At 49.1% G+C, this 13,832-nt stretch carries 14 protein-coding genes; 5 read left to right on the top strand and 9 right to left on the bottom strand.

What is annotated here, in order from left to right; all coding sequences use genetic code 11:
* Positions 1 to 27: 27 nt before the first annotated feature.
* Both BDT_RS10325 and BDT_RS10330 read right to left on the bottom strand, forming a co-directional pair.
* On the bottom strand, positions 28 to 924 hold the full coding sequence (locus BDT_RS10325) for a hypothetical protein (protein WP_015091183.1): 897 nt from the start codon (positions 922 to 924) through the stop codon (positions 28 to 30).
* 65 nt (positions 925 to 989) lie between these two features.
* On the bottom strand, positions 990 to 1,970 hold the full coding sequence (locus BDT_RS10330) for a DUF4097 domain-containing protein (protein ID WP_235046083.1): 981 nt from the start codon (positions 1,968 to 1,970) through the stop codon (positions 990 to 992).
* Positions 1,971 to 2,115: 145 nt separating this feature from the next.
* On the opposite strand from BDT_RS10330, the gene BDT_RS10335 reads away from it, so the two are divergent.
* The 4 genes from BDT_RS10335 to BDT_RS10350 all read left to right on the top strand — a co-directional run bounded on the left by BDT_RS10335 (position 2,116) and on the right by BDT_RS10350 (position 5,791).
* The gene (locus BDT_RS10335; protein ID WP_041577622.1) at positions 2,116 to 3,291 is read left to right on the top strand and encodes a thiolase family protein; all 1,176 of its coding nucleotides are present in this window, start codon (positions 2,116 to 2,118) and stop codon (positions 3,289 to 3,291) included.
* A 5-nt stretch (positions 3,292 to 3,296) separates the two neighbouring features.
* On the top strand, positions 3,297 to 3,995 hold the full coding sequence (locus tag BDT_RS10340; protein ID WP_015091186.1) for a CoA transferase subunit A: 699 nt from the start codon (positions 3,297 to 3,299) through the stop codon (positions 3,993 to 3,995).
* 9 nt (positions 3,996 to 4,004) lie between these two features.
* A complete protein-coding gene (locus tag BDT_RS10345) occupies positions 4,005 to 4,661 on the top strand; it encodes a CoA transferase subunit B (RefSeq protein WP_015091187.1) in 657 nt (218 codons plus the stop codon).
* A gap of 146 nt (positions 4,662 to 4,807) precedes the next feature.
* Positions 4,808 to 5,791: a cyclic nucleotide-binding domain-containing protein gene (locus BDT_RS10350; protein ID WP_015091188.1), complete on the top strand. Its 984-nt coding sequence runs from the start codon at positions 4,808 to 4,810 to the stop codon at positions 5,789 to 5,791.
* An 85-nt stretch (positions 5,792 to 5,876) separates the two neighbouring features.
* On the opposite strand, the gene pyk is transcribed toward BDT_RS10350, so the two are convergent.
* The 5 genes from pyk to BDT_RS10375 form a co-directional block, all read right to left on the bottom strand.
* Positions 5,877 to 7,364, bottom strand: coding sequence for a pyruvate kinase (gene pyk, locus BDT_RS10355; protein WP_041577624.1), 1,488 nt, complete (start codon positions 7,362 to 7,364; stop codon positions 5,877 to 5,879).
* Between the two features lie 5 nt (positions 7,365 to 7,369).
* The gene (locus BDT_RS10360; RefSeq protein ID WP_015091191.1) at positions 7,370 to 9,046 is read right to left on the bottom strand and encodes a hypothetical protein; all 1,677 of its coding nucleotides are present in this window, start codon (positions 9,044 to 9,046) and stop codon (positions 7,370 to 7,372) included.
* An 86-nt stretch (positions 9,047 to 9,132) separates the two neighbouring features.
* Positions 9,133 to 9,870, bottom strand: a complete 738-nt coding sequence (locus tag BDT_RS10365) for a hypothetical protein (protein WP_015091192.1) — start codon at positions 9,868 to 9,870, stop codon at positions 9,133 to 9,135.
* Between the two features lies 1 nt (position 9,871).
* A complete protein-coding gene (locus BDT_RS10370) occupies positions 9,872 to 10,546 on the bottom strand; it encodes a tetratricopeptide repeat protein (RefSeq protein ID WP_015091193.1) in 675 nt (224 codons plus the stop codon).
* A 41-nt stretch (positions 10,547 to 10,587) separates the two neighbouring features.
* Positions 10,588 to 11,301 carry a hypothetical protein gene (locus BDT_RS10375; RefSeq protein ID WP_015091194.1) on the bottom strand — a complete coding sequence of 238 codons (714 nt, stop codon included), beginning with the start codon at positions 11,299 to 11,301 and terminating at the stop codon, positions 10,588 to 10,590.
* 172 nt (positions 11,302 to 11,473) lie between these two features.
* Between BDT_RS10375 and BDT_RS10380 the strand changes: the two genes are divergently transcribed.
* Entirely contained in the window at positions 11,474 to 11,746 is a 273-nt protein-coding gene (locus tag BDT_RS10380) for an HU family DNA-binding protein (protein WP_011164549.1), read from the top strand.
* Here BDT_RS10380 and BDT_RS10385 read toward each other — a convergent pair.
* The gene (locus BDT_RS10385) at positions 11,739 to 12,143 is read right to left on the bottom strand and encodes a DUF4339 domain-containing protein (RefSeq protein ID WP_015091195.1); all 405 of its coding nucleotides are present in this window, start codon (positions 12,141 to 12,143) and stop codon (positions 11,739 to 11,741) included. The genes BDT_RS10380 and BDT_RS10385 overlap by 8 nt on opposite strands.
* Positions 12,140 to 13,768 carry a ChaN family lipoprotein gene (locus BDT_RS10390; RefSeq protein WP_235046084.1) on the bottom strand — a complete coding sequence of 543 codons (1,629 nt, stop codon included), beginning with the start codon at positions 13,766 to 13,768 and terminating at the stop codon, positions 12,140 to 12,142. The genes BDT_RS10385 and BDT_RS10390 overlap by 4 nt, the downstream gene beginning before the upstream one ends.
* Between the last annotated feature and the right edge of the window lie 64 nt (positions 13,769 to 13,832).

The raw sequence follows: 13,832 nt of genomic DNA on the forward strand, positions 1-13,832 counted from the left end.
TTCCTAAATCTTAATTTTAAAGACGTTCTAGTACTCGTCGTCTTCGACGCCGGAACCGGACCCTTCGCCCATCCCACGAACTTCTTCGATGAATGCGCTGTTATCCTCTTCAAAGTCATTGTCGCTCGCTGATTCGTCGATTTCCAGCTCTTGGATGGCAGCCAGGAAGTCTTTTTCGGTGCGCAAATCACGGCGGATCATTTCCAGGAATTTATCCGGATAACGAGAGGTTAGCTCTTCCACATAACGCTCAAGTTTACCGTCCTGAAGGATCTTCTTACGAACTTGGATCTTCTTCCAGAACATCAGGTAGTGGTAACGGCAGTATGCATCCACAGCAGCGATCTGATCGCAATCGCGGGCACGGCAGTAACGGCGGCCTTCGGCATCCGTCAGAACCACTTCTTCGTCAGACTTGGCTTTTTCTTCGGCAACCCACTCTTCATCAACCTCGATCTCCTCTTCGGATTCCTCGACGGCTTTGAGCTCTTCCTCGTACTCGCCAATTTCATCACCCATCAGATCGTCATCGGCGATAAAATCGTCTTCCAGCTCGTTTTCGTCCTTTTCCTTCTTCGCTTTGCCTTTTTTAGGGGCTTTTGCCTCTTTTTTAGGCGCAGCTTTTTCAGGAGCAGGTTGCGGGGCTGCCTTTTTCTCGGCTTTTTTGGCCGCTTCGACCTTGGTTTCTTTAACCTCTTTGGTCTCTTTGGCTGCTTTAACCGGGGCTTTTGCCGGTTTTACTTCCGGCTTTTTCTTCGCCTCAGGCTTTTTAGCCACCTTAACAGGGGCTTTATCGGCCTTTTTCTTCACAACAGCCTTCGGAGCCGGCTTTTTAGGAGCTGGCTTTGCGGCTTTTGCGGGCGCTTTCTTAGCTGGTTTTGCAGCGGCTTTGGCCGCGGGCTTCTTTTTAACGATTTTTGCCATAGTTCTACCTGGTAGTGCTTTAGATGATCATTTCATCTGTCAGACATTTGAGAAAAGCTGTCAACTCATTTCACTGAAATAGTGCCATCTTGACTGCGCACAAAAATGCTTCCTCTAGGTGCGTCGCCACGAAGGCGTCCACGCACACTTTTTTCCGCACTGAGCTTCGTCACACGAAGTTCCGAAGGAACAACAATTTCACCTTCCACCGTCATCAAATTCAAAGAAGCTCCCGATCCCGGAGGCGTCTGAATGCTGACTTTGCCGGACTTGGATTTCACATCCACTTCAGAATCCAGAGTCATGCCAATTGTGATGGCAGCATCCTGGTTCTGACCTTCAATGCGCCCCTGGAAGCCCTGAATATTCAGACTGCCCTTGCCGCTTTCAAACTGGATAGTCCCGTTGCTTTGATTGACCTTGGCTGCCGACTGCTGTGCCGATACGGTCAGGAAACCACGCACTTTTTCGATGTTCATCTGTCCGGAGAAAAGCGAAGCTTCCACATCGCCCTGGATGTTTTTAAGAGTCATGCTGCCAGAATAGGAATCAGCCTCCACCTTACCCAGGTGATCCGACACCGACACATCCCCTTTTTGCACGTAAACCTGCAAAGTCCCGGCACCATTAAGTGCTGCAACGCGGCCTTGAGTCAGGCTCACTTTAAGGTCTTTATTCCACTTCTGCGCCACCACGGATCCACCGCGCAACTGCACTTCTGTAGGCATTCCCGGACCGGTGATTTCAATTTTTTTCAGTTGTGTATTCGCTTTTGGCAAGATGTTCAGCCAGGTTCTTTTCCCGCTGTATTCATTCATGCGCACTTCGATGATATTATTTTTCTTTTCGATGATAAAAACGCCTTCAGCGCCGGACTGCTCCACACCTGAAACCCGCAACGCTGCACCAGGCTGCGCCACCATCTGAACCTGAGCCTCAAGTCCTTTGAGGACCAGACGGTCCCCTTCAGAGACTGGCACGTCAAAAGTCGCCGCCATCACTGGCTGAAAAACGAGGTGGGCAAGAATGAAACTAATCGCTGACATGCGTTGACTCCCCTGCCCCATCCCGGGGGCTATTGACTCTGTTCCTAAAATATAAAAAAGTATCCGGGCATTTACAATAAGGTATTTATAAAGCTTCGGACGGAAATCGCCCGAGACTAATTTGACAGGTAAATTTGAGGTGAAAATGGAAAATGTCGTAATTGTGAGCAGCGTAAGAACCCCTGTAGCTACTTTCCAAGGAGGCTTTGCCTCTGTTCCTGCACCAAAACTGGGTGCGGCAGCAATCAAGGAAGCTATCTCTCGCGCAGGTGTTTCTCCTGACGAAATCGATGAGTGCATCATGGGTGAAGTTCTGACTGCAGGTGTCGGCCAGGCTCCAGCGCGTCAAGCGGCTTTGGGTGCGGGTTTGAAGAACTCCACTCCCTGCATGACCATCAACAAAGTGTGCGGCTCCGGTCTTAAATCCGTGATGCTGGCAGCTGATTCCATCGCTTTGGGTCACACTAAAATTGCAGTGGCTGGCGGTCAGGAAAACATGACTTTGGCTCCGCACTTGCTTGAAAACTCCCGCTCCGGTTACCGCATGGGTCCGACACAAATGACTGACTCCATGATCAAAGACGGTCTTTGGGATCCATACAATAACTTCCACATGGGTAATGCGGCTGAAATCTGCGTGAAAGAGCACGGTTTCACTCGTGAAGAACAAGATGCTTTCGCAATTGATTCCTACAAAAAAGCTCAGGATGCGTGGACGAAAAACGCATTTAAAAATGAAATCGCAGCTATTGTGGTTGAAGGCCGCAAAGGTGCTGTGACTATCGATAAAGACGAAGAACCGTTCAACACGAACTTCGACAAAATCCCTGGCTTGAAACCAGCATTCGACAAAGCCGGCACCATCACGGCTGCCAACGCTTCCAAAATCAACGACGGTGCGGCGGCCCACGTTTTGATGTCCGAATCTGAAGCGAAAAAACGCGGCATCAAACCTTTGGCGAAAATCGTGGCTCACGCAACATTCGCGCATGAACCAAAATACTTCACCACGGCTCCAGTGGGCGCGATCAAAGCGGCCCTGAACAAAGCCAACCTGAAAGTGGGCGATGTGGATCTTTGGGAAATCAACGAAGCTTTCGCAGTTGTGACTCAAGTGGCGATGAAAGAACTTGAAATCCCGGCAGCTAAAGTGAACATCCACGGTGGTGCGGTGGCTATCGGTCACCCGATCGGTGCTTCTGGCGCGCGTATTCTGGCGACTTTGGTTCATGCTTTGCACACTCACAACAAACGCTACGGCCTGGCTACTTTGTGCATCGGTGGCGGTGAAGCGGTGGCATTGATCATCGAGAAGGCGTAATCAACATGAGTAAAAAGGTGTTTAAAGACGCCAAGAGCGCGCTCTTTGACGTCAAAGACAATATGACTCTGGTGCTGGGGGGCTTCGGCCTTTGCGGCATCCCGGAAAACTGCATCACCGTTTTGAACGAAATGGGCGTAAAAGGCCTGACTTGCGTTTCTAATAACGCGGGCGTGGATGATTTCGGTCTGGGTTTGCTTTTGCAAAAACGCCAGATCAAAAAAATGATTTCTTCTTATGTGGGCGAAAACGCTTTGTTCGAAAAGCTTTACATGAGCGGCGAACTTGAATTGGAATTCTGCCCGCAAGGAACCTTGGCTGAACGCATTCGTGCGGGAGGCGCTGGAATCGCTGGTTTCTACACTCCGACAGGAGTCGGCACACTGGTGGCTGAAGGCAAAGAGATCAAACAATTCGATGGTCGCGATTATGTCCTTGAAAGAGGCATCAAAGGTGACTTTGCACTTGTGAAAGCCTGGAAGGGCGACAAGTTCGGAAATCTGATCTTCAGAAAAACCGCGCGCAATTTCAATCCGATGGCGGCAACTGCCGGAAAAATCACCGTGGTTGAAGTTGAAGAACTGGTTGAAATCGGCGAACTGGATCCGGATCAGATTCATACTCCGGGTGTTTACGTGCAACGTATCTTCCAGGGTTCTGATTATCAAAAACGCATTGAACAAAAAACAGTTTCCAAGGGATAGGAGAGCAAAATGCCATTAACAAGAGAACAAATTGCTCAACGTATCGCTCAGGAAGTTGAAGACGGCTATTGCGTGAATCTGGGTATTGGGATTCCAACTTTGGTGGCGAACTACATCCCTCGGGATAAATTCGTTATGTTACAGAGTGAAAACGGCCTTTTGGGCATGGGTCCATTCCCGAAAGAAGCCAATATTGACGCTGACCTGATCAACGCCGGCAAACAAACCGTGACGGCACTTCCGGGTGCCAGCTTCTTTTCCAGCGCTGACAGCTTTGCGATGATTCGCGGCGGTCACGTGGATCTGACTGTGTTGGGTGCGATGGAGGTTGATGAAACCGGCAGCATCGCCAACTGGATGGTTCCTGGCAAAATGGTTAAAGGAATGGGCGGCGCGATGGATTTGGTTGCGGGAGCCCGCAATGTGATCGTGGCCATGCAGCACACGGACAAGGAAGGTAATTCCAAACTTCGCAGCAAGTGCACGCTGCCATTGACCGGCGTTAAATGCATCAAGAAAATCGTCAGCGATTTCGGCGTGATCGAAATCACACCTGAAGGTTTCGTTTTGAAAGAATATGCTCCGGATTTGTCTCCGGAAAAAGTTCTGGCAGCCACTGAGGGCAAAATGAAAATCGCCCCAGACTGCAAAGCGATGACATTCTAGTTTCACTTCAAGACGGCTTCCTGCAAAGAAGCCGTCTTGGTTTTATACACTTCCCGTTCTTACACCCACCAAGGTCCAGCACCACATTGCTCTGTCTGAAAATCCCATAGATAATAAATCTTCACGTACTTGCGAGTGGGGTTTTCGTGGCTGAGGCAAAAAAAGTGGCAAAAGACACCTATCTATTCCGAGATGGGGACGCTCCAGATGCCATGTACATCGTTAAGACCGGCGGCTTTGCCATCACCAAAAGCAAAGGCAACACCGAAGTTGTGATTGCTGAAATCCAAGCGGGTGCGATGGTCGGCGAAATGGCTTTGTTCGACAAAAAACCCCGCAGCGCGAATGTGAAAGCCACCAAAGATTCTGAAGTGATCGCACTTCCTTACGACTCTTTGAACAAGCAGATGGATCAACTGCCAGTGTGGGTTCGCGCCATCATGAAAACCCTGAATGAAAAACTGCGTGATGCGAATCAGAAAATCCGCCTGCTTGAAAACACCAATCCCGATGAAGAGCGCTTCCCGCCTCACATCGTGAACAAGTACATTTCCATTTTGAATCTGGTTGGCAACAAATACGGAAAAGCCGAAGATGGCGGGGGCTTGAGCTTCTCGTCAGTACTGATTCGCAATTACACGATTCAGATCTTCCAGGAAGCCACCAATAAAATGCAAAGTATCACCAACGCGCTGACGGACCTTGGATATCTTTCCCAGGAAGACCGCGGCGACGGCACTCAAAAAGTCACCAACCTGAAACCTCAGGAGCTGTTTGGCTTTGTTGACTGGTATAACGAGTGGCTGTTCAAACAGGAAAAAGACCGTCTTCCAGCTTTGTCCGAGCTGGAAGTGAATATTCTGAACGGCATTCTGCTGTTTGCCCGCAGATCTCAGCCGAACCACAAGGGTCTGTACAAAGTCGATCTGACTGATGTGCAGAATGAATCCATGAAAGAACTGGGTCAGTTGATCCGCGCGGATGATGTAAATTCTTTGATCGAGAAGAAATATCTGACAGAAAAAATCATGGATGAAAAAGGCGTCTACATCATGGTGGAACTGCCTTACGTTGAACCGCTGGCACGCAATTGGACTATCGTGAACAATCTGAAAAAGAAACTTCGCTAGCCTGCTTCGGCGGAGCTGGAATCAGACAGAATAAAAAAGCCAGGGGTGACCCTGGCTTTTTTTTATTCTTCATTTTGAAAGCCGATTACTCAACAACCGGCTCTTCCTGACAACGCAGAGGCAGCTTGTCATTAGCAAGCTTCGCCACGTTTTCCCCACCCACCGTGTGCACATAGATCGAATTGGTCTTGGCGCCACAAGCGATAGGCTGCCCCAATGTCAGAATCACACGGTCCCCGGTTTTACCCAAGCCATGAGACACCAACAGCAGATCCACTTCACGCAGAATATCTTCCATCGTCTTGTATGGCTTAATCGCGTGAGTCTGAATACCCCATCCCAATTCCATGCCATTCAAAACATCCAGATGCTGAGTCACAGAGATGATGCGCGCTTTCGGACGGAAAGCAGAAATGATATTTGCCGTCTTACCGGAAGTCGTCAGACAGATGATCGCCGTGGCGTTCAGCTTCAACGCACTCAATGAAGCACTGGCTGCGATGGACGCTGGCGTGCTCAGGAACTCATTTTCAAGAGAGATTTTATAATATTCTTCCTCATTGCGTTCCACTTCGGTGATAATTTCATGCATGGTGCGAATGCACTTGAATGGATGTTTGCCGCTGGCAGATTCCGCCGACAGCATCAACGCATCAGAACCATCCAAAACTGCATTGGCCACATCCGTGATTTCCGCACGGGTTGGGCGAGGATTTTCAACCATACTATCCAGCATCTGAGTCGCCGTGATTACCGGCTTACCCAACTGATTGCACACCTGGATGATACGCTTTTGATAACCCGGCAGACGGCTTTGTCCGACTTCCACAGCCAAGTCCCCTCGCGCCACCATTACGGCATCACTCAGACGACAGATTTCTTCCAGATTTTCGATAGCTTCCACCATCTCAATTTTCGCCACGATTTTCGCGTTGGAATTACCCGCCTCAATCAATTCACGGAGTTTGCGAATATCACGGGCATGGCGCACGAAACTCAGGGCGATATAATCAACTTTGTTGGCGATACCAAACTGCAGGTCTTCCAGATCCTTCGGAGTCATGCATTCCACCGGCAGATTCACGCCCGGCAGGTTCATGCCCTTGCGGTCTTTCAGAATGCCGCCATAGATGACTTCAACATCCAGCTCTTCCCCGCGAACAGCCAGAACCTTGATCTCCATCAGGCCGTCATCCAACAGGATACGAGTGCCCGGCACACAAGCCATTGGCAATTCCTGGAAATCCGAAGGGATCAACCCTGGCTTCCCCAGAACCTTGGCAGTGGTCACAACCAGTTTTTCGCCAGGTTTAATTTCGATGGAACCATTTTCGAATTTGCCCACGCGGACTTTAGGGCCCTGCAGATCCTGCAGAATTGCCACGGGCGCCTGCAGCTCTTTAGAGAGCTTGCGCAGGGAATGAACCACCTTCAGGTGGTCTTCATGGCTTCCGTGCGAAAAGTTAAGGCGAGCCACGTTCATGCCCGCCTTAATTGCTTTTTCCAGATTTTTCTCATCACGTGTCGCTGGGCCAATAGTGGCCACAATCTTCGCTCGACGATCTGCTAACATTTGAACTACGCCTTCCTGCTATATGAACTCATCTTCACAGACAAGTTTTGCATATCTTCCTCATGGCGTCTATTCATTCTATCAAGTTGATCCTGATGTGAATTGTTCAATTGAGCGATCTTGGCTTCGTACTTCATCTGCATGGAGTCTTTCTCCATTTTGCCGGATTTACCCTGCTCGTCAGTTCGGGTCGCGTACATTTTCTCCATACGCTTCAACTCACGATCCTGACTGTCTTTCAATGATGCCAGACGGTCTTCATAAGTCTTTACGGTTTGCTCCATCTTGGCATTGAAGCTGGCTTCCATAGTTCTGAAGCGCTCCGTCATAGCTTTATGATTGGCCGAATGGTCCGCGCTGTTTTTCTCGCGCACCACGTCCATGCGTTCCATATAGTTCGCCTTCATGGTGTCCAAAGAATCACCATAATAGCGCTCCATCTGATCCTGATTCTTATTGGTCAGATCGATCACTTTTTTCACGCGGGCTTCGGCATTGTTCGCCACCTGCGTGACCTGATCTTTGTGAGTCGTCAGCAGATTTTCTTTTTCCTCGCGATGACGCGTGTTCATGATGCTGACCTGGGATTTATTCTCACGATCCGTATTTCGCAAAAGCTTCTGATTTTCGGTCAAAACCTTGCCAATACGCTCGTCGTTGATATCTTTCATGCGATCCACAGCGTTTTCACGCTGTTCTTCAGAAAGATTCAAACGCTGTTCATAAGCTTGCGTCAGATTGCGGCGCTCAATACCACGCAGACGTTCATTCTTGGAAATTTCATTATTCAAACGGCTGTTCAGACGCTGAATCTGACTGTCACGGGACCGGATCTGGCTGTTGATACGACCATTCACGGAATCACGGAAGTTCTGATTCTGCTCGTCCATCAAGTTGGATTTCTGAGACAAGGTGTTTTCGTACTTATCACGAACCGCCACACGCTCCTGATCCATGATTTCCTGCTTCATCTGCAGATTGTCGCCGTACTCTTCCTTGCTGTTAGTAACATAGTCAGAATACTTCTGGGACCAGCGGGAATTATCAGCCTCACGCTGACGCTCAGACTGCTTCAGGCGCCCCTCATAGGACTTGCGCATCTCACGCTCATTACGGTCTTTCGAGCGCAATGTTTCATCGTGACTGGTTACAATGGCATCTCTTTCACGCTCGTGAGCTTCATTCAGCTTGCGGGCGTTGTCGTGGATGGCTTTCTGGGATTTAGTGCGGTTTTCTTCAATTGCGGTCTGAAATCGTTCATCACGGTTGCTGACTTCTGAATTCAGCTGTCCGACCAGGTTTTGCTTCTGGGAATCATTGATTTCTTTTTGCTTTTTGATGGTGCTTTCATAGGCCGCTTTTTGCTCTTCACGGGCGTTGTAAGCATCTTCCGTTTTATTGCGCAAAGATTCGCGATAAGTCTGGCGGACTTCATCGATTTTCTTGGAGTTTTCATAGTCGCGCTCACTCAAAGTCTCGCGGTTGCGATCCTTCAGTTCGGCGATACGGCCTTCATATTCATCAGTGATATTCTTGATTTCGTCGTGATGACGCTGCTCAAGTCGTTTAACTTCCGCATTACGGCGCTTGGCATTTTCGCTTTCGCGATTTTCGTACTCTTCCCGAGTCTTGCGAATTTTTTCGTCCTGACGCGCACGATCCGATGATGAAATAGAAGACATCCTATCCTCCCAGACCTCAGGGTAACATGAGGCATGGGAAGAAACTTCAAATGACATGGAATGCAAATTAAAATCAGGACCAGAGTCTAGCGCTCAAAGACGCGCTGGCGGTACAGATCTTTCATGCGCTGCAGTTCCGCGGCTTTTCGCTGGCGGCGCGTTTCTTCGGCCTTTTCCTGAGCCTCGATGGAGGCAATCTTTCTTTCAGTCAAGGCCTGATAAAGCTGGCTGGATTTCTGCGCCAGATCACCCCAGTTATCACGATACAAACGCACTTCTTTCACGAAGTCCTCTTTGCTGCCACGATAAAGGGAGTTCCACATCGGCAAATGCTCTTTCATATTCACAGGTTCAATCATGCCGTATTCGGTTTTACCATGAGAGTTCATACCCGCAACCCAGACTTCGAAACCCTCTGGGATTTCCAAAGTCTTCCCATCGCGTAAAGTCACTTTAAGGGATGCATTCATATTGCGGATCAAAATGCGGGAATCCTGGGAAATCACCCAGTACTCACCCATTGTCGCCTTGGTGGTGGCATAAAGACTTTCAAGCTGCAGGTTTTTTCCACCTTCAACCCAGACAGCGCCCTTCACCAGGCGCCATTGATCCGGGGCCAGACGAACCAGGGCTGAACCCGTGGTTACATGCAGCTGATTGTTGCCTTTTTCAAAATGGAAAGCGGAACCGGTCACCTGAATCGCGCAGCTTTCCTGAGATTTCAGGCAAGCCGATGGCTGCTCAATCAGATCCCCGGCGGCCCGAACCCGGACCTCCATCTGAAATGCCATCAAGAATAACATCAAGCGCACGATTTTCTTCATACTACTCAACACTTTGCGCCAGTTTGCGCGCCTGTTTTTTCAGGTTTTCATTCTTGAAATTCTTAGCCACGGTTTTATAGATTTCAGCCGCTTCTTCGCTTTGACTGTTCAGCTCGCTGATCTGTCCCATGCGAAGCAGAATAAAGCCCGTCAGATCGTGCTGCGGGTACTGAGTCACCATCTCGTCAATCTGCCCCAAACTGCTGCGATAGTCTTTTTTCAGGAAGTAGCTTTCAGCAATGAAAAAACGCGCCTCAACACTGTGTTGGGACAATGGGTATTTTTCCAACAACTGGCCAAATTCACGAATGGCACGGTCATATTCCTGACCGTTAAAGTAACGCTTTCCCTTTTCATAGATGGCGCCAGACAGATCCAAAGCCTCTTCACTGGCCGGAGCACGCACCACTGCGGAAAGATTATGAAGCTCATACTTTGCTTGAAGTGTTTTATCGTTCGGCAGAACCTGCGCAACTGTTTGCTGGAAGTCCTTCAACTGGTAGGTCAAAAGAGAGTTGTTGAATTTCTCTTTTTCCACCTGTTTTTGCAGGGATGCCAGACGCATTTCATACTCTTCATGACCATTAAAATGCGCCACGAATGTGGCATACACTCCCATGAACCCGACAGCCAGGCACAGGCAGAAAACGACAAATAAAGAGTTCTGATTTTTCATGTCTCACTTATCGGCAAAAACCGATAAATATTGAGACTGTCTTATTTTGAGACGGACTTCTGGTCGTAGGTATAGACGCTCTCGGCGTCCAGATCCTTCCACTTGCCATCCTTCTGAATTTTCGGCGCCACGCGGCCTTTCATTACCTGCAGCTTCTTGTCAGCATGGGAATACCAAAGATGAATCGGATCCACGATAGCGGCGATAATGAAACTTGTGGGCTTCATACGCAGCTCCATCCATTTTACGCCAGCCACATCTTTTTCGCCGACCTTTTGCAAAGTGAACCCGACAGTCTCCAGACGATCCCAAACTGCAAAGCGAACATCCAAAGGTTTGCCGGCGGTTAAGGCATCCCAGTTTTTTTCAACAAAGGCGTTGAAATTAGGAGTGCTTAAAACAAAGCCGCTCAGTTTTTCATCCGCACTTTTCTTTTTGCCGCCCGGGCCTTCATATTCAAAATAAATACGGCCATCACGAACCTGGAAGCGGCCTTTTTCGCCGGTTTGCTTGCGATCGATTTCATAAGACAGCACGTCAGCCCCTTTGATCAGGCCTTTTTCACTGACGACAACGTTGCCTTCTGTATCGCGAAATTCCGTCTGCGTTTGCACGCCGTCAGCCGGCGCAGCAAGATCTACATTCAAAGTAAAGAGAGTTTTTTGACGATTGGATTTCAAATCGTAAAGGGTTGCGGAAGAATAGTTTTGAGCAAATCCGAAAACCGGAAACAAAAGCGCAAGAACGAATGCCATGAAGCCTCCCCATCAAAAGTCCATAGTACCCAATGGAGCAGAAAATAGTAACTATGACACTTAACAGCCATTAATTTCTGCAACACATCCAGGACCTGAAAATTTCATTTAACTTGACCATCCCGACACAGAAAATTAGGGTAAGTTCCTTCGGGATAAGGATTGATGAGCTATGAATAAAGCGCAATTGGTGGAACTGGTCGCAGAAAAAACAAAGACAACCAAGAGTCAATCCGAACTGATTCTCGACGCCACTCTGGAAGCCATTCAGGAAGCATTAAAAGATGGAGATGAAGTCAAACTTGTTGGCTTTGGCACATTCTCCAGAAGCTCCCGCAAAGCCCGCCAGGGACGCAATCCCAAAACCGGCGAAACGGTGAAAATTCCCAGCGCTTACATTCCCAAGTTCAAACCCGGCAAGGACCTTAAAGACGCCCTTAATTAAATTCAGGGCGATCCAAAATTCGCGACCACCCGCTCATGCCGGATTTCCAGATATAGTTCTGAGCACTGACGCGCTGACTGCGCACAGATTCCTGAATTTCACGCACAGAATAAGGCCCTTCTTGCACCATGGCCTTGCCATCATCTGAGGCCACCAGCAACACCCACTCTTTATCATCCGCGGCGACATCCATCCCCTGCACATAGCCTTGAGTCGCCGGGAACAGACTGCGATCAAATCCCCATTCCCAAGCTGACTTCCAGCTGCCATCAGCATCGCAGGAAATCAAATCATGCGGACCGATGTCACCTTTTAGTATGAGCTGACGGACTTCTTCAAAACCGACGGGGCCCTGGGGTTTTAAGTTTTTGTTGTAGTACCAACGGTCATTTTTCATAACTTTTCCTTTTTGCTCAGGAACGGTGCCGGCAAGGACTCGATCACTTCCAGTGCTTCATAGTAAACCACATCAAAATGCGGATTGCCCAATGGCTTTTTCAGGAAGGTTGCCAAAGTGGCCGCCTTGATCAGTTTTTTTTGATATCCGCCAAACAAACGCTCACCCATCATCCCGCCCAACAAAGACGCTGCCAGAACATAGCTCCACTTTTTACGCGGACGTGCCTGCAGACGATGCCCCGGGACACCGGTGATCACCATCAATTCATGCATCTTCTGAGCAAGCGCCAACTGCAGGGCTTCTTTCCCCAGATCCGAGGGACCGCGCGCTGCAAGACTTGCCTTGATATCAGCAATCGTGTCGGTCTTACGTTTGTGGTTGATGATTTTGGAACCAAAATAGGCCACAGCTTCTTTCCAGATCAGACGCAGGAAATCTGCCGGAACATCCATCGGAATCAGCTTTTCACCACTGACCTGACCATGCACAAAATGCATCGCCAATGAGGCCGCGTGATTCACCGTTCCCCGCGCCAGATAGGCCGCACCGATTTCCGGCAAATAGAAAGAGTTTTCATCTGCAATCATCATCTCTATCCAGCGCAGCTTTTTGGGGTCATAATGCTCGCGCACCTGACTCCAGAAAGAACTGTCCCGGGCTGTATACACCGATAAACTGGAGGTTGAAACCGTCAGCCCCAGTTCTTCCGAGATGATCTTAACGTAACGACCGACATGATCCGTATAATCCAGCAGGTCCTCATCGTCGTCGTCATCTTCATACAGCCCCAGATCATAGGTCTGCTCCAGATACATCAGATAATTTTGCCACTTCACCCACGGCGGAACACTCATCAGACAGAAGACATTTTGCGACAGGCGCACCAAATCCGTGCTGGCCTCCAGCTCCCGATTCAGCAACTGGAAATAGATTTTTTCAGAGTTCTGGAAGATGCGCAAAATGCGTTTTGCAAATGGCGCCCCCAGAGTGCGGACGATCTCAGCGGGAATATGCTCTGATGCCAGATGCAAGTCCCCATAGATAACGAAAACCAAATGATCCGGATGTGCCTTCACCAATTCAGCAATTTTTTTGCCAGCAAAGACATCCCGTGACTTCAAAGTCGTGGCATTGCGTTTTTTATAACTGCGGTTGATACCGCGGACAGCGACCTTGTTTTTTTGCGCCCAGCGCAACAAAGGGCGATAGTATTCCCAGGGAAATCCCCACTTGGTCTGCCACTGCACTGATTTTAGAAAATCACGCTCTGACATCTTCCCGGACATATAGCGGTCGATCTTTTCCTGATCTGCGGCCTCAAGGAACTCTACAGCCAGAATGGTTTTGCGGTCTTTGGGGATATGGCGCAGGATGCGCGCCTGGGCTTTTTGCGACTGGTGAAGAGCGTGAAAATCCCCGACCATAACGACCTGAGAGTGACTCATCTGCTCCCAAAGAGCTTCTTTGGTGGAGGCCGTCCATTTCCTGGAGAACTCCTTTTCATAGACCTTTTGATAGCGCATCAACTCGGGCGTGTCCCGTCCCAGTCGATGCCGCACCTGCTTTTCCATTTGCAGGTAAAGGTCTTTACGTATGCGTATCCATTTCTGTAGGTCGTTCAAGCTGTCTTCCTTGAGAGCATTCCGAAGTATTTTTACATAATTTCGATTGATTTCAAACACGATT

The organism is Bdellovibrio bacteriovorus str. Tiberius, assembly GCF_000317895.1.
Taxonomy (GTDB): Bacteria; Bdellovibrionota; Bdellovibrionia; order Bdellovibrionales; family Bdellovibrionaceae; genus Bdellovibrio; species Bdellovibrio bacteriovorus_F.

Bases quoted from the DNA above. Each gene is read 5' to 3' on its own strand.
- BDT_RS10325 (WP_015091183.1), bottom strand. From the start codon at position 924: ATGGCAAAAATCGTTAAAAAGAAGCCCGCGGCCAAAGCCGCTGCAAAA.
- BDT_RS10330 (WP_235046083.1), bottom strand. From the start codon at position 1,970: ATGTCAGCGATTAGTTTCATTCTTGCCCACCTCGTTTTTCAGCCAGTG.
- BDT_RS10335 (WP_041577622.1), top strand. From the start codon at position 2,116: ATGGAAAATGTCGTAATTGTGAGCAGCGTAAGAACCCCTGTAGCTACT.
- BDT_RS10340 (WP_015091186.1), top strand. From the start codon at position 3,297: ATGAGTAAAAAGGTGTTTAAAGACGCCAAGAGCGCGCTCTTTGACGTC.
- BDT_RS10345 (WP_015091187.1), top strand. From the start codon at position 4,005: ATGCCATTAACAAGAGAACAAATTGCTCAACGTATCGCTCAGGAAGTT.
- pyk (WP_041577624.1), bottom strand. From the start codon at position 7,364: ATGTTAGCAGATCGTCGAGCGAAGATTGTGGCCACTATTGGCCCAGCG.
- BDT_RS10360 (WP_015091191.1), bottom strand. From the start codon at position 9,046: ATGTCTTCTATTTCATCATCGGATCGTGCGCGTCAGGACGAAAAAATT.
- BDT_RS10365 (WP_015091192.1), bottom strand. From the start codon at position 9,870: ATGAAGAAAATCGTGCGCTTGATGTTATTCTTGATGGCATTTCAGATG.
- BDT_RS10370 (WP_015091193.1), bottom strand. From the start codon at position 10,546: ATGAAAAATCAGAACTCTTTATTTGTCGTTTTCTGCCTGTGCCTGGCT.
- BDT_RS10375 (WP_015091194.1), bottom strand. From the start codon at position 11,301: ATGGCATTCGTTCTTGCGCTTTTGTTTCCGGTTTTCGGATTTGCTCAA.
- BDT_RS10380 (WP_011164549.1), top strand. From the start codon at position 11,474: ATGAATAAAGCGCAATTGGTGGAACTGGTCGCAGAAAAAACAAAGACA.
- BDT_RS10385 (WP_015091195.1), bottom strand. From the start codon at position 12,143: ATGAAAAATGACCGTTGGTACTACAACAAAAACTTAAAACCCCAGGGC.